The 20581-nt window shown below is 48.8% G+C and carries 34 protein-coding genes; 29 read left to right on the top strand and 5 right to left on the bottom strand.

The genetic code is table 11. From position 1 onward, the window contains the following. Nucleotides 1–29: 29 nt before the first annotated feature. From GHC22_RS15205 to GHC22_RS15185, 5 genes are all read right to left on the bottom strand, one after another. Nucleotides 30–299: a hypothetical protein gene (locus GHC22_RS15205; RefSeq protein ID WP_048998225.1), complete on the bottom strand. Its 270-nt coding sequence runs from the start codon at nt 297–299 to the stop codon at nt 30–32. A gap of 61 nt (nt 300–360) precedes the next feature. Further along, on the bottom strand, nt 361–786 hold the full coding sequence (locus GHC22_RS15200) for a hypothetical protein (protein WP_048998227.1): 426 nt from the start codon (nt 784–786) through the stop codon (nt 361–363). Then, nucleotides 783–974 (bottom strand): hypothetical protein, encoded by a 192-nt coding sequence (locus GHC22_RS15195; RefSeq protein WP_048218896.1) that lies wholly within the window; start codon nt 972–974, stop codon nt 783–785. The genes GHC22_RS15200 and GHC22_RS15195 overlap by 4 nt, the downstream gene beginning before the upstream one ends. Further along, entirely contained in the window at nt 971–1174 is a 204-nt protein-coding gene (locus GHC22_RS15190) for a hypothetical protein (RefSeq protein WP_048998235.1), read from the bottom strand. The genes GHC22_RS15195 and GHC22_RS15190 overlap by 4 nt, the downstream gene beginning before the upstream one ends. A 335-nt stretch (nt 1175–1509) precedes the next feature. Continuing rightward, entirely contained in the window at nt 1510–2217 is a 708-nt protein-coding gene (locus GHC22_RS15185) for a helix-turn-helix transcriptional regulator (RefSeq protein ID WP_048998241.1), read from the bottom strand. Nucleotides 2218–2330: 113 nt separating this feature from the next. Between GHC22_RS15185 and GHC22_RS24910 the strand changes: the two genes are divergently transcribed. The 29 genes from GHC22_RS24910 (at nt 2331) to GHC22_RS15045 (ending at nt 20568) form a co-directional block, all read left to right on the top strand. After that, entirely contained in the window at nt 2331–2549 is a 219-nt protein-coding gene (locus GHC22_RS24910) for a YdaS family helix-turn-helix protein (protein ID WP_075206729.1), read from the top strand. Nucleotide 2550: 1 nt separating this feature from the next. Further along, the gene (locus tag GHC22_RS15175; protein ID WP_075206730.1) at nt 2551–2748 is read left to right on the top strand and encodes a DUF4222 domain-containing protein; all 198 of its coding nucleotides are present in this window, start codon (nt 2551–2553) and stop codon (nt 2746–2748) included. Further along, a complete protein-coding gene (locus GHC22_RS15170) occupies nt 2745–3668 on the top strand; it encodes a helix-turn-helix domain-containing protein (RefSeq protein WP_080100504.1) in 924 nt (307 codons plus the stop codon). Before GHC22_RS15175 ends, GHC22_RS15170 begins: the two co-directional genes overlap by 4 nt. Before the next feature lie 106 nt (nt 3669–3774). Further along, a complete protein-coding gene (locus GHC22_RS15165) occupies nt 3775–5646 on the top strand; it encodes a toprim domain-containing protein (RefSeq protein ID WP_080100503.1) in 1872 nt (623 codons plus the stop codon). Nucleotides 5647–5648: 2 nt separating this feature from the next. Next, on the top strand, nt 5649–5972 hold the full coding sequence (locus tag GHC22_RS15160) for a hypothetical protein (RefSeq protein WP_153753413.1): 324 nt from the start codon (nt 5649–5651) through the stop codon (nt 5970–5972). Then, the gene (locus tag GHC22_RS15155; RefSeq protein WP_153753412.1) at nt 5969–6751 is read left to right on the top strand and encodes an antitermination protein; all 783 of its coding nucleotides are present in this window, start codon (nt 5969–5971) and stop codon (nt 6749–6751) included. The genes GHC22_RS15160 and GHC22_RS15155 overlap by 4 nt, the downstream gene beginning before the upstream one ends. Before the next feature lie 290 nt (nt 6752–7041). Then, nucleotides 7042–7728: a Rha family transcriptional regulator gene (locus GHC22_RS15150; protein ID WP_003839229.1), complete on the top strand. Its 687-nt coding sequence runs from the start codon at nt 7042–7044 to the stop codon at nt 7726–7728. A 151-nt stretch (nt 7729–7879) separates the two neighbouring features. Next, a complete protein-coding gene (locus tag GHC22_RS15145) occupies nt 7880–8377 on the top strand; it encodes a hypothetical protein (RefSeq protein WP_000423994.1) in 498 nt (165 codons plus the stop codon). A 448-nt stretch (nt 8378–8825) separates the two neighbouring features. Continuing rightward, entirely contained in the window at nt 8826–9158 is a 333-nt protein-coding gene (locus GHC22_RS15140; protein ID WP_094542926.1) for a phage holin, lambda family, read from the top strand. Further along, nucleotides 9142–9630, top strand: coding sequence for a TIGR02594 family protein (locus GHC22_RS15135; protein WP_048240885.1), 489 nt, complete (start codon nt 9142–9144; stop codon nt 9628–9630). The genes GHC22_RS15140 and GHC22_RS15135 overlap by 17 nt, the downstream gene beginning before the upstream one ends. After that, nucleotides 9627–10190 carry a hypothetical protein gene (locus tag GHC22_RS15130; protein ID WP_228553192.1) on the top strand — a complete coding sequence of 188 codons (564 nt, stop codon included), beginning with the start codon at nt 9627–9629 and terminating at the stop codon, nt 10188–10190. Before GHC22_RS15135 ends, GHC22_RS15130 begins: the two co-directional genes overlap by 4 nt. A gap of 126 nt (nt 10191–10316) precedes the next feature. Beyond that, nucleotides 10317–10481, top strand: a complete 165-nt coding sequence (locus GHC22_RS24905; protein WP_213090494.1) for a YnfU family zinc-binding protein — start codon at nt 10317–10319, stop codon at nt 10479–10481. Between the two features lie 162 nt (nt 10482–10643). Beyond that, nucleotides 10644–10934, top strand: a complete 291-nt coding sequence (locus tag GHC22_RS15125) for a hypothetical protein (protein ID WP_108961644.1) — start codon at nt 10644–10646, stop codon at nt 10932–10934. Beyond that, complete coding sequence (locus GHC22_RS15120; RefSeq protein ID WP_153753410.1) at nt 10922–11272, top strand: HNH endonuclease; 351 nt, start codon at nt 10922–10924, stop codon at nt 11270–11272. Before GHC22_RS15125 ends, GHC22_RS15120 begins: the two co-directional genes overlap by 13 nt. Before the next feature lie 146 nt (nt 11273–11418). Next, nucleotides 11419–11916 carry a phage terminase small subunit P27 family gene (locus GHC22_RS15115; RefSeq protein WP_003841734.1) on the top strand — a complete coding sequence of 166 codons (498 nt, stop codon included), beginning with the start codon at nt 11419–11421 and terminating at the stop codon, nt 11914–11916. Next, nucleotides 11916–13673, top strand: a complete 1758-nt coding sequence (locus GHC22_RS15110) for a terminase large subunit (protein ID WP_153753408.1) — start codon at nt 11916–11918, stop codon at nt 13671–13673. Before GHC22_RS15115 ends, GHC22_RS15110 begins: the two co-directional genes overlap by 1 nt. 10 nt (nt 13674–13683) lie before the next feature. Further along, nucleotides 13684–13869 carry a hypothetical protein gene (locus GHC22_RS15105; protein ID WP_088731911.1) on the top strand — a complete coding sequence of 62 codons (186 nt, stop codon included), beginning with the start codon at nt 13684–13686 and terminating at the stop codon, nt 13867–13869. Further along, nucleotides 13869–15098: a phage portal protein gene (locus GHC22_RS15100; RefSeq protein WP_153753406.1), complete on the top strand. Its 1230-nt coding sequence runs from the start codon at nt 13869–13871 to the stop codon at nt 15096–15098. The genes GHC22_RS15105 and GHC22_RS15100 overlap by 1 nt, the downstream gene beginning before the upstream one ends. Continuing rightward, on the top strand, nt 15085–15738 hold the full coding sequence (locus tag GHC22_RS15095) for an HK97 family phage prohead protease (RefSeq protein WP_153753404.1): 654 nt from the start codon (nt 15085–15087) through the stop codon (nt 15736–15738). The genes GHC22_RS15100 and GHC22_RS15095 overlap by 14 nt, the downstream gene beginning before the upstream one ends. 13 nt (nt 15739–15751) lie before the next feature. Continuing rightward, on the top strand, nt 15752–16960 hold the full coding sequence (locus GHC22_RS15090) for a phage major capsid protein (protein WP_016150485.1): 1209 nt from the start codon (nt 15752–15754) through the stop codon (nt 16958–16960). A 38-nt stretch (nt 16961–16998) separates the two neighbouring features. Then, complete coding sequence (locus GHC22_RS15085) at nt 16999–17205, top strand: hypothetical protein (RefSeq protein ID WP_153753402.1); 207 nt, start codon at nt 16999–17001, stop codon at nt 17203–17205. After that, nucleotides 17202–17525: a head-tail connector protein gene (locus GHC22_RS15080; RefSeq protein ID WP_048221283.1), complete on the top strand. Its 324-nt coding sequence runs from the start codon at nt 17202–17204 to the stop codon at nt 17523–17525. Before GHC22_RS15085 ends, GHC22_RS15080 begins: the two co-directional genes overlap by 4 nt. A gap of 9 nt (nt 17526–17534) precedes the next feature. Further along, nucleotides 17535–17873, top strand: a complete 339-nt coding sequence (locus GHC22_RS15075; protein ID WP_057107378.1) for a phage head closure protein — start codon at nt 17535–17537, stop codon at nt 17871–17873. Beyond that, on the top strand, nt 17870–18319 hold the full coding sequence (locus GHC22_RS15070) for an HK97-gp10 family putative phage morphogenesis protein (protein ID WP_086539186.1): 450 nt from the start codon (nt 17870–17872) through the stop codon (nt 18317–18319). Before GHC22_RS15075 ends, GHC22_RS15070 begins: the two co-directional genes overlap by 4 nt. Then, nucleotides 18316–18663 carry a DUF3168 domain-containing protein gene (locus tag GHC22_RS15065; RefSeq protein WP_127785621.1) on the top strand — a complete coding sequence of 116 codons (348 nt, stop codon included), beginning with the start codon at nt 18316–18318 and terminating at the stop codon, nt 18661–18663. The genes GHC22_RS15070 and GHC22_RS15065 overlap by 4 nt, the downstream gene beginning before the upstream one ends. 57 nt (nt 18664–18720) lie before the next feature. Then, on the top strand, nt 18721–19425 hold the full coding sequence (locus tag GHC22_RS15060; RefSeq protein ID WP_038642094.1) for an immunoglobulin domain-containing protein: 705 nt from the start codon (nt 18721–18723) through the stop codon (nt 19423–19425). A gap of 27 nt (nt 19426–19452) precedes the next feature. Next, the gene (locus GHC22_RS15055; protein ID WP_023993431.1) at nt 19453–19842 is read left to right on the top strand and encodes a phage tail assembly chaperone; all 390 of its coding nucleotides are present in this window, start codon (nt 19453–19455) and stop codon (nt 19840–19842) included. A gap of 8 nt (nt 19843–19850) precedes the next feature. Then, nucleotides 19851–20129 carry a DUF4035 domain-containing protein gene (locus GHC22_RS15050; RefSeq protein WP_048997961.1) on the top strand — a complete coding sequence of 93 codons (279 nt, stop codon included), beginning with the start codon at nt 19851–19853 and terminating at the stop codon, nt 20127–20129. A gap of 61 nt (nt 20130–20190) precedes the next feature. Then, nucleotides 20191–20568 carry a hypothetical protein gene (locus GHC22_RS15045; RefSeq protein ID WP_048997960.1) on the top strand — a complete coding sequence of 126 codons (378 nt, stop codon included), beginning with the start codon at nt 20191–20193 and terminating at the stop codon, nt 20566–20568. Nucleotides 20569–20581: the final 13 nt, after the last annotated feature.

Raw genomic sequence — 20581 nt, 5'->3', positions numbered from 1 at the left:
ATGTGCCGCTTTATCTCTCAGAAAAGTCATTATTGCCCCCCCTTGGATGAATTCTCCATGGTCATTTGGGTCATGAAGCAAAGCTCATTAAGTAACGAGGTGAATCTTCCTGCTACCTTCACATCTGTACGCGTGATTGCTGGCATCAGTAACTGGATAAACTCTGCACGTAGCTCATGCGCGTATTTATTGGCACACTCTGCTGTTTTGTGTGCCTTGTTTATATAAAGAATGTCGTCATCCTGATTAACTGAATGGATCTTGTTATTTAAGACTTCACTTTTGACGGTAATATTCATCTGCATTTCCTCAGGGTGAGTGATGCCACACCAGTCAAGGCGTTAATTATTTATTTGCTAATTACGAGTTTATTATTTCAGATCTTTTGCTGATTACTTCTTGTAGCTCTGCAAGCTTTTCAAAAACTATAGTCAGAGTTCCGATTGCAGATAATTCCTGCGGAATGCAATCCATCGCATTACAAACCGCCATTTTGCAGTTTCCGGCTTCAGTAGCCCAGGAGTTAAGCACGCCAGATGTTAATCTCTTGCTTGCCCCTGTGGATGAATTATCGGCGATGGCGTGCTGGGTAATGCGCGTCTGGTGTAGCATAGTGACGTATTCATTAACACCATCCAGTGTTTTCTGCATTGAGCGAATAAGGCATGCAATTGCATTATCTGCTTCTGGTGGCAATTCATTGATACGGTAAATAACCTCAAGTAGTGAAGTATTCTCCACAATATCAGCTGCGATACTTTCGAGAATTTCAACTGGAGTTTTCATTTTCTATTCTCCATCTCGTTAGCATGGGCTGCTTCTGCGTATTGCTTGGCCAGAATAAAAATGCAGTCACCAAGATCTGAATGGTCTTCTCCATCTGTAACCGAAATAATTAATCCCGCTTCAATCATAACCGCTATCTGATGAAAAGCGGTTTCCGGTTCGAGGGTGAGGCCTTTAAAGGTTTTCATTGGCGTTTCTCCGATTCGTTCTGGTGGGCCTCATTTGCATAATTACAAACAAATGCAAGGAGGGTATCGCTGATCTCACGATACTTGTCATCGTTAGTTGCAGATAACAAACTAGCAGCTTCAATGATTAAGGACATATTCTTGAAAGCATCGCTTGGGCGAGTGGATAGCCCCTTAAATGTTTTTATCGTTTCTGTCATTTCCTATCACCTCTACGTTAACTTGATAGTTGAATGATAGAACCTGCTATTACTTATTGCAATAGATATTGCTATCTGTATTGCTATTATTTTTTATGTGATTGATATCAATAATAAAAAATCAGCTATTTGGTTTTTGTTGTATTGCGGAGAGCATCCAACGTTATGAAATTACGAGGTATCAATCCTGATAATCAAAGGGAGAGTAATTAGACGTCGTGCGATTATGAGTGGTTACACAGGTAGCGAGGGTGGTAAATAAAAACCCGGCACGGTGGCCGGGTTGGAAGCTATTCACTTTCTGTTGCTGGGAGTTTCATTGTCTTTGAACTGCTTTAACCATGTTTTCTGTACGTCTGTGGCATGCTGCCTATCACCTTTCCGAATATGAAAATTTTGTTCATCTCTTCTTTCTCGATCGGGTCCCATGGTCGATAAGTATGGTTGTCAGAGATAACCAAGAGCTTGTCTTTCATCTTCTGCAAACGCTTAACATGCGACGTATCGTCGTATATGAACGCATAAATGCCGTCGCCGTCAAAGTGCTGAACGCTGATATCGACGAAAAGTAAATCACCAGGCTCAATTGTTCCGGACATGCTATCGCCACGAACGTTGATGATGCGTATCTGTTCCTGTTTTCGTCCGTTAAACATTTGTCGTGCATCTTCAACTGAGTATTCCACGGAGCGCAACACCTCCACGAATTCGCTGTTAATTATTCCTGGGCCTGCACTAACCGTGAGGTCGAGTACGTCAACTCTGAAGATACTTGGGTCTGTTTTGTTGGTAATTTCGGAGGTTGTTTGTTTGGCATCAACTCTCATTGGCCCAGTCCCGTTTGACAACCACTCCGAGCGAACACCTAAAGCATTCGCAATTTCAACGATTTTTGTTGTTCCTCTAGCATTACCAGACGTTATGCGCCATATGGTTGGTTGCGCCATATCTGCTGCCTTTGCCAATTGACCTTGGCTCATGCCCATTTCATGCATTGCGTAGTTAAGTCTGTCTGCTAACGTCTTAAGTGTACTCTCTTGCATATTTATAGCCTCCGCTATCACATTCTAGTTCGGCATGATAAACAAGTCTATTGCTCATTCCAATAGCTATTGCTATTATTTATCGATAGCAATCGAATGAGGTGAGTAAAAAAATGAAATCAGCAATTGAAAGGGCTATTGACGCGGCTGGCGGAGTCAATGCCTTAGCTCGGGCTATAGGTGTAAAGCAGCCGTCAGTCTCTCGCTGGAGAAAGGTTGGTCTTGTTGGCGTTGAACATGTGCCTGATGTGGCTGCATTAACCGGAATTCCCGCCCATGAATTGAGACCCGATAAACCAAAATTATTCCCGCGCCCATCCTCAGAGGCATGACATGTCACACGCGAACACATCACCAAATCCGATTAAGTCACTCGATATCAATTATCGCGATCCGCGAGGTGTTGTTGTGCATGTCACCGGATGGAACCGGGAAAAGCAGCAGGTTTATTTCACTCGGCCCGGATACCCGCATGAGTGCATGCAACCGGTCTGGAAGTTTCAACAGTATTTCAAGAGGTTAACATCATGAGCAGCAAACTACAGGGCTATGTCTGGGATGCCTGCGCTGTTTCTGGTGTCAAGGGGACGCGGCTAATGGTTATGGTACGCCTGGCTGATTATTCCAGTGATGATGGGAAAAGCTATCCTGGCATAAAAACCATTGCCCGCCAACTTGGCGCGGGGGAGAGCACCATACGAACAGCCATTGCTGAACTTGAATCAGAGAAATGGCTTCGACGTGAGAATCGCCGGAATGGTAACCGCAATACATCAAATATGTACTTTCTGAATGTCGAAAAACTTGAAGAAATTGCACTTCGGGAGAGATCTGCTCTTCGTCTGGAACGACGCAAAAACAACCATTTTGACCCGTCAGATTCTGACGTATCGGATTCTGACAAGTCAGATTTTGACGCGTCAGAAATGAGTGACTCAAGTGCACTTGACCCGTCAGATTCTGGCAAAAACAACCATTTTGACCCGTCAGATTCTGGGGGACATGATCCACAAGGTTTAAAACATGATCCACAAGTAAAAGATCATGAACCACAAGAAGTGCGCGCAAAGCGCCAGAAAAAATCTTCTTTCGACCCTGCATGGCTAAAACCTGAAAACGTCAGCGCTGAAATCTGGCTGGACTGGATTAAATTTCGCCGGGAGAAGCGTCAACCGCTGACGGAAACAACCTGCGCATACCAGGCTAAGCAGCTTGCAGGCCATCAGAATGCCGATGAAGTGATCCGACGCTCAATTGCTGGAGGCTGGCAGGGATTGTTCCCGGATCGTGTGCCCAACAAGCCCGCAATGTCACTAGCTGAAAACGAAACGCTGACCGCAAGTCAACCGCCAGCTGGGTCATGGTGCACACCATCTGGAGATGGAACAGCGGAGGTATTTATCAACCAGGCCGCTATCGAGCGCATGAAGCGCGGTGGGTATCGCCAATGAAACCATTCCTCAAGAGCGTGCTGATTGCAGGTTATAACCACGGCGTTCTGAGCGAGGAATTCGTGACATGGTGTTTTGTTAAATTTGATTTACGGAGTGAGTGAGCATGACGCCCGCCGAACTTTCAGAAAAATTATGGGACAACGCCGAAAGGGTTGCAAAGTACCTGCTGCCAAAAGGTCACCTGGAAGGCAAAGAATGGTGTGTTGGGAATACCAACGGTGACGCCGGAAAGAGCCTTAAAATTAACATCGGTGGCAAAAAAACGTGGGCAGACTTCGCCAGCGGCGACAGTGGTGATCTGCTTGATTTGTGGGTGTTGGTACGCAACTGCCAGCTGCATGATGCGATGCGTGAGGCAAAAGAATTTCTCGGTCTGAAAGACGACGATCACCATTTCGAGGCGAAGAAAAAAACATTCTCCAGGCCGACGAAGAAGGGCGTGAAAAAAGCGAGCAATTGTTACGACTACCTGGCTACGCGAGGAATCACCCGCGAGACGGCGGATCTGTTCCGTGTGTCTGATGCGGTGGTCTGGTATCACGAAGAAAATCGAGAAGTACCCGCCGTGGCATTCCCGTACATCCGGAATGGCGAACTGCTGCAAGTAAAACGCATAGGTACTGAAAGACCAAACGGCAAAAAGATAATTATGGCTGAGGCGGATTGCGAGCCATGTCTCTTTGGTTGGCAGGCCCTGGACAAATCCACGCGTCTGGTTGTTCTGTGCGAAGGCGAGATTGACTGTATGACTTTCACGCAGCTTGGTTACGACGCGCTTTCTGTTCCCTTTGGCGGCGGCAAGGGTGCCAAACAGCAGTGGATTGAATATGAGTACCACAATCTGGATCGCTTTCAGGAGATCTGGCTTTGCCTGGATAACGACGATGTCGGCCGTGAAGCTGCAAAGGAAATTGCCAGACGACTTGGCGAGCATCGCTGCCGCCTGGTTGAACTCCCGCACAAGGATATCAACGATTGCCTGATGAGCGGCATGGACAGTGAGTCCATCCTGGAGCACATGGAACGCGCTAAATTTTTCGATCCAGATGAACTGTGCTCGGCAGGTGATTTACTTCAGGAAACCATTGAAGCGTTTGAGCATCGCGATGTTGGCTTGTTCACCAGCCCATGGACCTCGCTGAATTACAATTTCAAATTTCGCGCCGGAGAACTGACGCTGGTAAATGGCGTGAATGGTCACGGCAAGACCGAACTGGTTGGCCATATCGCAGTTGCTGCTATGAATCAGGGGATTCGGACGTGCATCGCCTCTCTGGAACTGAAGCCAGGGAAAATGTTGGCCCGTCTGACGCGGCAGACTATCTGTACCGCATCACCGAAACGCGAAGAAATCGTTATGACGAACGAATGGTTTTCCGATCGTCTGTGGGTGTTCAAACTCACCGGCACCGCGAAGGCTGGTCGTCTGCTGGAAATCTTCGCCTATGCCCGGCGTCGTTATGGGATTGATCTGTTCGTAATCGATAACCTGGCGAAATGCGGACTCGATGAGGAAGACTACGGGGGACAGAAAGAATTTATCGACACCCTGTGTGATTTCAAAAACGAACATAACTGTCACGTCCTTCTGGTGACGCACGCCCGCAAAACTAACGAAGCGGCACCGACCGGGAAAATGGACGTCAAAGGCACCGGCGCATTAACTGATATGCCTGATAACGTTATGTCCGTCTGGCGCAACATTCCCCGCGAGCTGGCACAACGTAAGGCTGAAAAAATGGGATACGAAAGCCTGGATAAGGATGAGCAGGCAGCGATCCAGATGCCAGCTTCAATGATTCGTCTGCTCAAACAACGCGAAGGTGAGGGGTGGGTTGGTGATATTGGCGCAAATTTTGATACCCGTTCACACCAGTTTCTGGAAGGAGAAAAACAACCATTTAACTATCTGGTCGGTAAGCCTCAGAGCGAGGTGGATCTGGAATGGGAAGCAGGCAACGTGACGAGGTACTGAGCATGACAAACGAAATTTTAAAAGAAGCTATTGAAAACTATCAGCACCTGAAAGCTCAGGTTCGCCAGCAGGAAGAAGACGATGATGACATTGAGTCTTTCGGTGGGGTTGATACGGATTTATTTGAACGGTTCATGTTTGCCAAAAGTCAGCTTCAGGAGCTGATTAACCCCGATGATTATTTTGCGATGAAGGATAAGGTGTCGCACCTTAACAACGAGATCGGGGCGCTGATACTAGAAAATATCATTCTTAAAAATGAGGTCGCCAGGTTAGGCGGCGATACTGATTTTTTGGGTAATGTGGACGTTGAGGGGAAAGCATGAAACTGGAAGCATCACTCAAACATTTCAGCCCTCAGGGGATGCATATCAGCGACGACGTGAAAGGAACCTCTCCGGATCGTCTCACCGGCACTGATGTTATGGCTGCTATTGGCACCACCAGCAGCCGCGCACGGTTTGGCTTGGCGGCGTTCTTTGGTAAGGCGGGGATCAGCAAAACTGATGAACAACTGGCGGTTCAGGCGCTGGCGCGTCATGCAATGGAATCAGCCCCGAAGAATGTCAGAAAGGCCGCAGGGAGCGAGCTTGGATGGTGTATGCAGGTGCTGGCGCAATTTGCCTTTTCTGAATACTCGCGTTCTGCGGCCACCAGCGTGATGTGTCACACCTGCAACGGTAGTGGTCTTATTTCTCAGTATGAGGACGTGGTTAAGTACCCTGGATTATTCAATCATGATGGTGATGAAATTGTCGCCACTGACATTAAACGCGAACTTGTGAAACGGCTCTGTATTGTTTGCGATGGAAAAGGCGAAATAAAAGCACGCTGCCGTTGCGGTGGAAAGGGCGAGGTACTCGACCGCAAAGCCACTAGCGAGCGAGGCGCACCGGTGTTTAAAACCTGTGAGCGATGCTCTGGTAATGGATTTTCTGCTATCTCCTCGGCGACGGTACACCGTGCCATTCTGAAGCGTCTCCCTGACCTCCATCAATCCTCATGGTCACGCAACTGGAAACCCTTCTATGAAATGCTGGTGGATACACTGCGGCAGGGGGAGAGTCACGCAGCTGTAGAATTCGAGAAGGCAACAACTTATTAATATGATCGGAGCAAATGGCGACATTTTTTTGCACGTTAATGTTGACTTTGCATAAAACTGTCCTGTATGCTTCTGATTATGGAGTATAACGCCTGTAGATAATTAACCTCGAAAAGCCCGCCACGTTGCGGGTTTTTTTGTATCCGCATTTCCTGCGCACCGCCCGCGCATCCATCACGTCGAACCAATCCATTTGAAATGAGCCTTTGAGGAAGTCGGTTAGCGCTGGCGAGCCTCGACGGGCTGATTTCCTGTGCGGCAAAGGTTCATCTCAAAGTAAGGTAAACGCCATGCAATTAGTTGAAATTAAAAAACTCGACCTTGTAACCAGCACTGTCTCTATTGCTGACGGGGTTGGGCGTGATCATGACACCGTCATTAAGTTAGTGGACCGTAACAAGGCTGATCTTGAAGAATTTGGAAGGGTCGGATTTGAAATCCGAACCATTCAAACTGACGGTGGTCTTCAAAAGCGTCGAGTGGCGCTACTGAATGAACAGCAAACCACTCTACTGATCACCTACATGCGTAATAACGATGTTGTCCGCAAGTTCAAAAAGAAACTGGTTGCTGAGTTCTTCCGCATGCGTGGCGCTCTGGCGGGCAAAAAAATGGATCGCAACACCGCCCGTCTGGAATATCGCCCGATGAGCGATGCCATTAAGCATGAGCGTGAAGTGCAGGGTAAAGAAATCAAGCCTTACCACTTCAGCAACGAAGCCGATTTGATTAACCGCATCGCGCTCGGTATGACGGCGGCAAAATTTCGTGTTTACCACGACCTCGACAAAAAAGAGAACATCCGTGACTACCTGACGCCGGAGCAGATCCACTGCGTAACTGAGTTGCAGCGGGCCAATACAGTTTTCATTGGCATGGGCTGGGACTTTGAGCAGCGCAAAGAGGCGCTAAAGGGTGTATTTGATCGCAATCATCGCCAGCCGCTGATTGAAGAACAGCACAGTTTAGCAGCGTAATGAGCGTCACTTCGACACACAACCTAATCATTGGAACCCTGCCATTCGGCGGGGTTTTTGCTTTTCGCACTCAGTGTAAGTGAAATATAACCATGTGCTTTCAGGGTGAGTTACTATGCAGATTCCTTTCAAAAGTTGTCTGGAGAGTGGCATGGAATTAACATTTAAGGATCTGAAAGAAAAACGCACTAAACTGGTCGAGGCGCAATGGAAGTTACAGGATAAACTTCAGGAGAAGGCGAGCGAACTACTACGAGAGTATTCAGGTTCTCTTGATCTTACATCTCGTGAGTGGACTGGTTCTGACGGAACAAGATGGCCTTATGTGGACATTGGTATTTGGGAGGAGGAGGGGAAGTTCTTTCCTGTCTTAATCCCCCAACTCAATATGGACAGCCGTTACCACTTGAATTTCGTGATTGCAACCACTCTTGATGATTCTCCGCTAACAGGTGGCTACAGGCAGGGCGTAAGCATCTCACTCTGGTATGAGAACTCATCATTTTATGCTGAAGTAGGCTCAGGAGACGACGTCTCCCGTTTTTCTGTCTCATCTCAGCTGGGTGGATTTTATCAGGTATGCAACGCTATTAAGGCGTTAATTAGCTCTTCTATGGATCGCGCCATGCCAGATATTCCAGCGAATTAATAAAGCATAAACATCTTTCAGGGCTATGCAAATGCGTGGCCTTTTCTATATCCCGTTGTGAAATGTTCGTGAGGCATGGGTTGTCAGCCAAAGGATCACCGGGACACACCCGGCACCACGCATCCATTATTGCATAGCAAAAAGGCTCACAACGGTGGAACTTTTAGCAGGGCGAAAAAAAGCCCGCATTGGGTTGCGGGCATAACAGAGAACAAATAGCTAATATTCAAGTTGTCTTTCATCAACTTGTCAGAAGAATTTAACCTTAAGAAAAATTGATGTAAAGACAATATTGATTTCTGGTTACAGGCTGCGCATTTGCGTGGCCTTTTCTATTTCAGGCTCACGGGAATCATCCGCTACGTGCTTTGTTGATAAATCCAGCCCGTGAAGCCTGCTCCCTTACTACAAACAGCACCCGCTAACTATGCGAGGTGAGGCTATGAAAATGAATGACAAGAACCCTGAATTCTGGGCTGCGGTTTTGACCGGACTCAAAAATGCGTGGCCCCAGATTCTGGGGGCGTCAATGGCCGGACTCATTGCCTATGGTCGTCTGATATATGACGGTGCAACACGAAAAAATAAATGGCTTGAGGGCGTCCTTTGTGGCGCCCTTTCTTTATGCATCACCAGCGCGCTTGATGTGGTTGGCCTTCCGGTATCGATATCACCGTTCGTCGGTGGTGTGATTGGATTCGTTGGCGTAGACAAGCTGCGCGAAATCGCTATCAGCGCACTTAAAAAACGGGCAGGAGTGAACGATGACAATCAGCAATGAACCGCGCTGGCTGGTGGAAGCCCGTAAATACATGGGGCAGATGGAAATTAAAGGCCCGCGACACAATCCGTTAATCCTCCAGTTCTGGAAGGACATTAAACGAGGTGGAATTAAAGATGATGAAACGCCCTGGTGTGCCGCTTACGTCGGGTCGATGCTTGAGCGCGTCGGAATCAAATCCACCCGTTTCGAGTCTGCAAAATCCTATCTCAACTGGGGCGTCGAACTTCGCGAGCCAGCCTATGGATGTGTGGTGGTATTCAGTCGCGACGGCGGCGGCCATGTCGGATTTGTGGTCGGGCAGCACCAGAATGGTGACCTGATGGTCCTCGGTGGTAATCAGTCCGACGCTATCAATATTCGTGCATTCTCACGTTCCCGCGTGACGGGTTATCGTTGGCCGGTTAACGAGCCGAGGGATAGCCGCATGTTACCGTTGATGAATGGCACCAGTTCGGTGAAAGAATCATGATTGAAGCTCTACTGGCATCACTGAAAACGTCATGGCGCTGGTGGCTGGTAATTATCGCGGTGGTTATTGTCGTTGGCGCTGTCGCTATTCTCGGTGTTCTGCTGGCAAACAGCCAGGCTGACCTGAGCACAGCGCAAAGCGATAAGCGAGTTCTGGAGCATGATAACGCGCTACAGGGACGGGTTATCGCGGTGCAGGCTTTCAACTTCAACCGCTTCAATCAGGTGGCTGAGAATGCCAGCCGCCTTAATTCGTTGATCGATGCAGGTACCGAAAAGACTGTCATCGAATACCGGGAGATTCTTCGACGTGAAAAAACTTGTGACCTGCCTGTTCCTGCTGATGTCGCTGGTGGGTTGCTCGACTACGCGAACCGTTTACGTACCGGGGCAATGCACACCGATTCCGGGAGCGCTGACGCAGCCAGTGATAACGCCACTACCGCCAGCACCCTGACATATTGCCAGGCTGTTCTATGGATTAAGCCGTTGCTGGCTGCTATTGAAAAAGCGAATAACCAACTGGCAGGAATACGCCGGATCGAACAGGAACGGCAATAGCATTACAGCAGGCATTCACTGAGTGCCTGCGACAAAGCTAAATGGCATCAAGCATGCGATGATGATTGATTAATAATTGAACTATGCATGGTATAATAAGCCCCATTCATTGAAAGGTTAACCACCATGTCATTTTTCGATTATGCAATGCAGCGTGTTGGGCTTGCAGCCAATACGACTGTCATGTGCCCGATATGCGGACATAAATCCACACACTCGACCACGAAAGTACGCCAACAACAGGCGTTACTTTGCCCTAAATGTAAATCTCTGTTTGTCATTCACAGGTAGTGGGTCGCGATACAAATAACCCCAGGCCTCGCAATTGCGGGGCTTTTTAATGCGCATCGCACGCGCACATCTAAGAAAGTCTTTCAGTTGTGAGCCTGGGTAATCCGTTAACTTTCGGCGGTTTTACCGTGCGACAGGCTCACGTCTAAAAGGAAATGAATAATGCATAAGCCAAACTATGAGCATATTGGTCGCTGTGTGGTGCTGAGCCAGCAAATTGAAAAAAATACTCGCAAGCTTCAGCAAATGAAGTACGACATAGCAGTAGCACCATCACCGATTCTGCATGGCAATGAATTAACATTTGAGACAAAAACAGTCGAGATTATCGAGTTAGTAGCTAGGGAATACCGCGATTTACTGGACGAAACAAAGCGTCTGGTGGCTGAGCATAATAAATATGCAGCTTCAGCAGGATTAGACGCAATAGGTTATAAAACATGCCAGCACTAATCCCCCGAGCCTGCCGCAAGCGCGGTTGTCCAGGAACGACTACTGACCGTTCAGGATACTGTGAGCAGCATCGCAATGAGGGCTGGCAGCAGCACCAACAAGGTAAGAGTCGCCATGAACGTGGTTACGGTAGCAAGTGGGATATCAAGCGTGCTCGTATTCTGAAGCGTGATAATCATCTGTGTCAGAACTGCCTGCGTACTGGTCGCGCTGTTGCGGCCACCACCGTTGACCATATCAAGGCCAAGGCTCATGGGGGTACCGATGAGGATTCGAACCTCGAAAGCCTGTGCTGGCCCTGCCACCGCTCGAAAACAGGGCGCGAACGCATTAAATGATAATCATTATCATCGTGGTGGAGGGGGGATCAAATCCCTGTGGCCGGGGGCCCAAAGGACCGCCGCCTAGCCTTTCTTCACATCGCCGCAGGTTAGAAAACTTTTTTTGGGGTCCCCCAGCTGATGATTAATAGGAGTTTTCGATTATGTCAGGACCGCCGAAAACCCCTACCCATCTGCGTTTGGTGAGGGGTAACCCTTCCAAACGACCAATCAACAAAAACGAGCCGCAGCCACCTAAAGGGGTCCCCCCAGTTCCCAAGCATTTCGACAAGCAGGGGAAGTACTGGTTTAAGCGGATGGCCGAAGAACTTGATGCCATTGGCGTCATATCTCAGCTGGATGCCAGGGCTCTGGAGTTGCTGGTAGAGGCATATACGGAATACCGCCATCATTGTGAAACGCTGGATCGGGAAGGTTATACCTATGCGGTATACAGCGATGATGATGCTGATGAAGGGAAAGAACGTGAAATACGCATGATCAAGCCGCATCCGGCAGCCATGATGAAAGCTGATGCCTGGAAGCGACTTCGCGCGATGTTAGCGGAGTTTGGTATGACTCCTTCCAGCAGGTCTAAGGTCAGTAAAGACAAACCAGACGATGATGATCTGTTAAGTCAATTTCTTAATTCGAGGGACTGATGGCAAAAGTTACTGATGGCATACGTTACGCCGAACGCGTCGTTGCCGGGGAGGTTATTGCCTGTGAATTTGTCCGTCTTTCCTGTCAGCGATTTCTTGATGATCTGAAGCACGGTGAAGAACGTGGCATCTATTTCAGCGAGCCCCGCGCACAGCACATCCTCAATTTCTATAAATTCGTGCCTCATGTTAAAGGAGCACTGGCAGGCCAGCCGATTGAGTTGATGGACTGGCATGTTTTCATTCTGATCAACATCTTCGGTTTTGTTATACCTCTGGTAAATGAAGAAACAGGCGAAGTTGTGCTGCGTAATGATGGCAGCGGTCGTCCGGTAATGGTCCGCAGGTTTCGCACGGCATATAACGAAGTTGCCCGTAAAAATGCTAAATCGACATTATCCTCTGGCGTTGGTCTTTATATGGCAGGCGCCGATGGTGAGGGCGGGGCAGAGGTTTATTCCGCAGCGACAACGCGGGATCAGGCTCGCATCGTTTTTGAAGATGCGAAAAACATGGTTAAAAAAGCGAAACCTACACTGGGGCGACTGTTTGAATTCAATAAACTGGCGATCTACCAGGAGCAGACAGCATCCAAGTTTGAACCGCTTTCTTCTGATGCCAACAATCTTGATGGTCTCAATATCCATTGTGGCATCGTCGACGAACTTCATGCGCATAAGACCCGTGATGTCTGGGACGTTCTGGAGACTGCAACCGGCGCACGATTGCAGTCTCTTCTGTTTGGCATAACGACAGCCGGGTTTAACAAAGAAGGGATTTGTTACGAGCTGCGCGATTATGCCATTAAGGTGCTGCGTGGCTATAACAGCGAAGTGGAAGGCGCGGTGAAGGATGACACCTTTTTCGCCATCATCTTCACCCTGGATAAAGATGATGATCCGTTTGATGAAACGGTCTGGCAAAAGGCTAACCCCGGACTCGGAATCTGTAAGCGCTGGGATGACCTTCGCCGACTGGCTAAGAAGGCCAAAGAACAAGTTTCCGCCAGGGTTAACTTTTTCACCAAACACATGAATATCTGGGTGACCGCTGAGTCAGCCTGGATGGACATGATTAAGTGGGAAAAATGTCAGTTTATAGCCCCCCGTCATGAGCTGAAAACCTACCCGATGTGGGCTGGCGTGGATCTGGCCCACAAGATTGATATTTGCGCAGCAGTAAAACTCTGGCGGGCAGACAACGGTCACGCGCATGCAGACTTTAAATTCTGGTTACCCGAAGGGCGACTGGAAAAATGTTCCGCTCAAATGGCGCAGATGTATCGCAAATGGGCTGAGCTTGGGAAGCTGGAACTGACCGATGGTGATGTTATCGATCATGCGCAGATTAAAGCTGATTTTCTGGAATGGATTAGTGGCGAAAACCTGAAGGAAACAGGATTCGACCCGTGGAGCGCAACGCAGTTTAGCCTCGCTCTGGCAGAAGAGGGCGTACCGCTGGTGGAAGTTCCGCAAACGGTCAGAAACTTTTCTGAGTCAATGAAGGAGGTTGAATCGCTGGTTTACGGCGGGCGCTTCCATCACAGCAATCACCCTGTAATGAACTGGATGATGTCTAACGTCACCGTCAAGCCTGACAAAAACGACAATATCTTTCCGAACAAATCCACGCCAGAAGCGAAAATAGACGGGCCTGCCGCCTTGTTTACCGCAATGAGCCGCATGCTTGTAAACGGCGGCGAACAACAGGACAGCCTCTCTGACCATCTGGAAAGTTACGGCGTCCGTTCATTATAAAGAGGCAGTTATGATCCTGATGATTCTCGCCCCACTGATCGGGGTGATGGGCGCTATTTTGCTTTCGTTTGGTGTATGGATGATTTATCCGCCTGGAGGCTTAATCAGTGCGGGTATGCTTTGCCTTATCTGGTCATGGCTGGTTTCCCGCACGCTTTCGCTGGCCGGGAAAACATCGCGAGGAGGGACTGACTGATGTTTTTCCCCGGAATGTTCAAAAAAAGTGACGCCCCTGTCACTACTCCGGCAGAACTCGCTGAAGCAGTGGGAATGACTTACGACACCTATACAGGGAAAAGGGTAAGCAGCCAGAAAGCCATGCGGCTTACAGCAGTTTTCGGTTGTATCCGTGTTCTTGCTGAGTCGATGGGCATGCTGCCCTGTAACCTGTACAAGATAACCGGAAACAGTAAACAAAAAGCGACTTCCGAAAGGCTGCATAAATTACTTACGATGAAGCCAAATGATTACATGACCCCCCAGGAGTTCTGGGAACTGGTCATTGTCTGTCTTTGTCTTCGCGGGAATTTTTACGCCTACAAAGTTAAAGCGCTTGGCGAGGTGGTGGAACTTCTTCCCATTGACCCTGGGTGTGTTGAACCAAAGCTTAACAGCCAGTGGCAGCCGGTTTACCAGGTAACATTCCCCGATGGCTCAACAGATGTGCTTGGGCAGGATGATATCTGGCATGTCAGAACGCTTACCTTTGACGGGCTGGTGGGGCTGAACCCTATAGCCTATGCAAGAGAAGCAATATCTCTGGGAATGGCAACAGAGGAACATGGGGCGCGGTTGTTCTCAAATGGCGCGGTTACCTCCGGCGTACTCCGCACTGAGCAAACGCTCACTGACGCTGCTTACGCAAGGCTGAAAAAGGATTTTGAGGATCGTCACCTCGGGCTGAGCAACGCGCACAGACCAATGATTCTCGAAATGGGACTGGACTGGAAGTCGATGGCGCTCAATGCGGAAGACAGTCAGTTCCTTGAGACCAGGAAATTCCAGCTGGAGGAAATATGCCGCCTGTTCCGGGTGCCGATGCACATGGTGCAGAACACTGACCGCTCGACGTTTAACAATATTGAAAACCTCGGCATGGGGTTTATCAATTATTCACTCGTTCCGTATATGACCCGCATTGAGCAGCGAATCAATATCGGGCTGGTGAAGGAATCAAAGCAGGGTGTGTACTACGCAAAATTCAATGCCGGCGCATTGCTGCGCGGGGATATGAAGTCGCGATTTGAGGCGTATTCAACAGGCATTAACTGGGGGATTTACTCACCAAATGACTGCCGGGAACTTGAAGAACTTAACCCACGCGCAGGCGGAGATATTTACCTTACGCCAATGAACATGACGACTAAGCCGTCAGACAGCAGCAAGAAGAAAACAACCGAGGAACAACATAATGCCGATGACTAAACAGCGGCTGGATATTCCGCTACAGCTAAAATCTGTCAGCGACAGCGGGGAGTTTGAAGGCTATGGCTCTGTTTTTGGCGTAAAGGACAGCTACGATGATGTTGTTGTGCCAGGCGCTTTTTCGACCTCCCTTCAGGCATGGAAAGAAAAGAATGCTCTCCCTGCGTTACTCTGGCAGCACCGTATGGATGAACCCATCGGTATTTACACTGAGATGAAAGAGGATGAGGTTGGCCTTTATGTTAAAGGCCGGTTACTCATTGATGACGATCCCCTTTCGAAACGCGCACACGCCCACATGAAGGCCGGTTCTTTAACCGGCCTTTCTATTGGCTACATGCTGAAAGACTGGGAGTACGACCGTGTTAAGGGCGTGTTCCTTCTCAAAGAGATCGACCTGTGGGAAGTCAGTCTCGTCACGTTTCCGTCGAACGATGAAGCGCGTGTAAGTGATGTCAAAAGCGCATTTTCCCGCGGAGAAATCCCTTCTCAAAAAAGTATTGAACGAGTCCTGCGCGATGTTGGGCTCTCACGCACCCAGGCTAAAGCATTCATGGCCTGGGGTTATAGCTCACTTTCACAGCGTGATGTTGATGAAGTGAGTACCGCACTGGATGCACTGAAAAACATCAAATTTTAATCAGGAGTTAATTATGTCAGTTGACGTTAAAGACGTAGAGCAGGTCGCGCAGGAACTGCAGGCGAAGTTTGATGCGTTCAAAGAAAAGAACGATAAGCGCCTGGAAGCAGTTGAACAGGAAAAGGGCAAGCTGGCGGGGGAAGTTGAAACCTTAAACGGTAAGTTGTCTGAACTTGATGAGCTTAAATCTGCTCTGGAAGAGGAACTGAAGCAGGTTAAACGTCCAGCCGGTGGTCCTCAGAGCAAAGCCGCAAGCGAACATAAAACCGCTTTCATTGGCTTTATGCGTAAGGGTAAAGATGACGGGCTTCGTGAACTTGAACGCAAAGCTCTGCAGGTTGGTGTGGATGAAGATGGCGGCTATGCCGTGCCGGAAGAGCTGGATCGCACGATCCTTAATCTTCTGAAAGATGAAGTGGTGATGCGCCAGGAGGCGACAACCATTACAGTCGGCGGCGCTAACTATAAAAAACTGGTTAATCTCGGCGGTACGGCGTCAGGCTGGGTTGGTGAAACGGATGCCCGTCCGGAAACCGATGCGTCTAAACTCGGTCAGATTGAGCCGTTCATGGGGGAAATTTACGGTAACCCACAGGCCACTCAAACCATGCTGGACGATGCCTTCTTCAACGTCGAAGACTGGATCAACAGCGAACTGGCAATTGAGTTTGCAGAGCAGGAAGAAATCGCCTTTACCAGCGGTAACGGGACGAAGAAGCCGAAAGGTTTTCTGGCATACGCTTCCACGCTTGATCCGGACAAGACTCGTGCATTTGGTACTCTCCAGCACATTCTCTCTGGCGCTGCGGCAGGCGTAACGGCTGATGCGATCATCAAACTGGTCTACACGCTGCGTAAAGTGCATCGTAATGGCGCTAAGTTCATGATGAACAACAACAGTCTGTTTGCTATCCGAATCCTGAAAGATTCAGAAGGCAACTACCTGTGGCGTCCTGGCCTGGAACTGGGTCAGCCTTCCTCTCTGGCCGGGTACGGTGTGGCAGAGAACGAACAGATGCCGGATATCGCGGCTGATGCTAAAGCAATTGCATTTGGCAATTTCAAGCGTGGTTACACCATTGTTGACCGCATCGGCACCCGCATTCTTCGTGATCCCTACACCAAAAAACCATTCGTTGGTTTCTACACCACCAAACGAACCGGGGGAATGCTGGTGGATTCTCAGGCCATTAAACTGCTGCAGATCGGCACTGGCGCTTAATTCTCTGGGGCTTCGGCCCCGATTTTTCGAGGTGATTTATGCCTGAATTATTGCGTGAACTTAAGTGGTCCCCAGATGGTTGTATTGTCGAATCCATTCCCGCAGGGGTGTATTCGGACGGTGAGCTACCTGTCCGCGCTGAGGAAATTGCTGCCGAACTTGGCATTATCAAATTTGGTAGTGGCGGTGTTCATGTTCCTGCAGAGCCAGAGCCACCGAAAACAAAACGTGAGAAGACCAAATGAAACCGTCTATTGCCGAATTACGGCAGCAATGCCGGATAGACAGCGATGATGTTTCTGAAGATCAGACACTGGCGATATATCTCAGTGCAGCAAAGTCCCATGCTGAGAAAATTGTAAACAGGGCTCTATACGATACGAGCATCCCGGATAGTGACCCTGATGGCATCATCATCAGCGACGATATCAAACTGGCGTTAATGCTTCTTGTCAGCCACTGGTACGAGAACAGAGAGCCGGTAAATATTGGCAATATTACAAGCACATTGCCGTTTGGTGTTCAGGCTCTCCTTGGGCCGCACCGGAAGCACCCGGGAACATAAGGAGGGTATATGCAGGCAGGTCGATTACGCCATCGCGTTACTATCCTGAACTTTACTTCTTTTCGTGATACGACAGGCCAGCCGGTTGAAGAGTGGCAGGAGGGAAAGACCATATGGGCGGAAGTGTTGGGTATCAGCGGCAGGGAGCAGTTGCAATCGGGTGCGGAAACGGCTCAGGCAACGATCCGGGTGTGGGTCCGTTTCCGGCGTGATGTGACTGCTGCGTCAAGATTAAAGGTGCTCACAGGACCATTTAAAGGCGCGGTACTGAATATCATCAGCCCCCCTATACCCGACAGTAAAGCCACCAGGCTGGAAATACTCTGTAAAAATGGAGCAGAAAAATGATTGATATCAGTCTTGATTTTTCTGGCCTTGAAGAGATATCCCGCGATCTGGAATTACTGAGCCGCGCCGAAAACAACAAAGTTCTGCGTGATGCCACTCGAGCTGGTGCTGAGGTTCTGAAGGATGAGGTGATAGTAAGAGCGCCTGAACGAACCGGCAAGCTGAAGAAAAACGTTGTGGTGCTGACGCAGCGATCACGTAAACGCGGTGATATTTCATCCGGTGTTCATATTCGTGGTCGAAACATGCGAACGGGTAACAGCGATAATTCAATGAAAGCCTCCGATCGACGTAACGCGTTTTACTGGCGATTTGTCGAAATGGGCACAGTGAATATGCCCCCACATCCTTTTGTCCGTCCTGCGTTTGATACCCGCGAAGAACTGGCGACGCAGGTTGCTATGAAACGCATGAACCAGGCCATTGATGAGGTGCTGAGTAAATGACGGAAGATGACCTTTATCTTTTGCTGAAGCCGCTGGCCGGAGGACAGGTTTATCCTTACGTTGCGCCGCTGGGCAGTGATGGACAGCCCTCGATATCACCGCCATGGGTGATTTTTTCACTTATTTCTGATGTGACCGCCGATGTTCTTTGCGGACAGGCCGAATCCGGGATATCGGTTCAGGTGGATGTTTACTCACTGACTCTCAAAGAGGCGCGGAATCTTTGTGAGATGGCGCTTCAGGTGGTTAAGCCACTCAATCCCACCAATATAAGCAAAACCCCTGGTTATGAACCAGAGAACCGGTATTACCGGGCGACGCTGGAATTTCAGGTCACTGTCTGACAAATCCATTAACTCACAGACCCGCTACGGCGGGTTTTCTATTTTCAGGAGACAAATATGTCCTCACTTTATGAAAAATCGCAGGGTACTAAAATTCAGATCACCTCTGCGCCAGCGACACTGGATACGATTGGCGCCGCAACCTGGCTTGATTTGCACTGCACTATCAAAGAGGTCCAGTTTACTGGCGGCCAGAAGCAGGACATCGATGTCACCACGCTGTGCTCAACCGAGCAGGAAAACATCAACGGCCTGGGCGCTCAGTCAGAAATCTCTATGTCCGGTAACTTTTATGTTAACCCGGCACAGGATGCGCTGCGTGATGCTTACGATAACGACACCACGTATGGTTTTCGGATTGTCTTCCCGTCTGGTATTGGCTTCCAGTTCCTGTCTGAAGTCCGTCAGCATACCTGGTCTTCAGGGACAAACAGCGTAGTGGCCGCAACGTTCTCGCTACGCCTGAAAGGTAAGCCGACGAAAATTGATAACGCGCTGCGCCTTACCACCGATCTGCCTGACACCAAATCCGTTACCTCTGGTGCGGCTTTGTCACTGACGGTCGTAGCTGCCGGGGGAACTGCACCTTATTCCTATGTCTGGAAGAAAGGCGGTAGCGCGGTTAGTGGACAGACGACAGCAACGTTTAACAAGGCAAACGCTGCTGCAGGTGATGCCGGTGATTATGTTTGTGAAGTTACCGACGCCTCCACACCTGCCGGAAAAGTTACCTCAGCAACCTGCGTCGTAACGGTAGCGTAAATCATCTTCTTTAATCAGGGATAAAAAATGGCTAAGAGTCTTAAAGAACTGGCGCTGGCTAAAATGTCAGGCTTTCGTCATAAAATCATTACGGTCCCTGAATGGGGCGGTGTGAAGGTTGTTCTCCGGGAACCTTCTGGCGAAGGGTGGTTACGTTGGCAGGAAATTGCAAAATCTGGTGCTGATGAAGAAGGCGAGGTATCTGTATCAGAAAAAGCACACCGTAATCTTTGTGCTGACGTCGTGCTGTTCATTGATGTCCTTTGCGATACCAACAAGCAACCGGTATTCAGTGTCGATGAAGAAGAGCAGGTACGTGAAATTTACGGCCCCGTTCACTCACGTCTGCTAAAACAGGCGCTTGACCTTATCAACAGCGCGGATGAAGCGCGGGAAAAGTCGCAACCCCCGGCGTAAAGTTTCTGATGGCGCTTGCGCTCCGCATGGGGCGCACGCTCTCAGAACTTCGGCAGACCATGACAGCAAACGAGCTTCTGATGTGGATTGAGTTCGACAGGCAAAGCCCTATTGGCGATATTCGCGGTGATATTCAGGCTGCTCAGATCGTCTCGGCCGTCTACGGATCACAGGGGGCAAAAGTACCGCTGGACGATGCAATTCTACGCTGGGGGGTTGATGAGCAGGATGAAGGTAAAGACCCGTTTGCTAGCCTTGAGGCTGCTTTAGAGGCGGCGATGAAATAGTGTTTTCATTAAAAATTTCTGTTTGCTAATATTTAATAAATTTTAACAAAGGGAAATAGTAATGAAAAAAATAATTATCTTTATTGGTATATTCTGCTCAAGTGTTTTTTTTACATTAAACGCTAAAACAGTCAACTTATCATGTCCCGGCTTGGATAAAAGAGCACAAGATTTAGAGGTGGTTTTAGATATTGATAATGGAACAGCATCCCTTCAATCACCAAGCAGCGGTAGTGGATTAAATTTTACCGAAAAGGCTTCATTTGGTGCTGATTTGGTTACTTGGTCAAAGAAGAGTTCTTCTTTTAAACAGAGCTTTTCTGTAAATAGAGCAACACTTGAGCTTCAAAGAAAAACTTACAGTAACGCAACCGGTGAAACATATAACGAAAAAACAGAATGTACTATTATTAAGAAAAATAAAGCATCAAAGTTTTAGCTTCATAAAAACA

Source organism: Citrobacter sp. H12-3-2 (assembly GCF_009649895.1).
Lineage (GTDB): Bacteria > Pseudomonadota > Gammaproteobacteria > Enterobacterales > Enterobacteriaceae > Citrobacter > Citrobacter portucalensis.
This window is presented reverse-complemented; position numbering and strand designations above follow the sequence as displayed.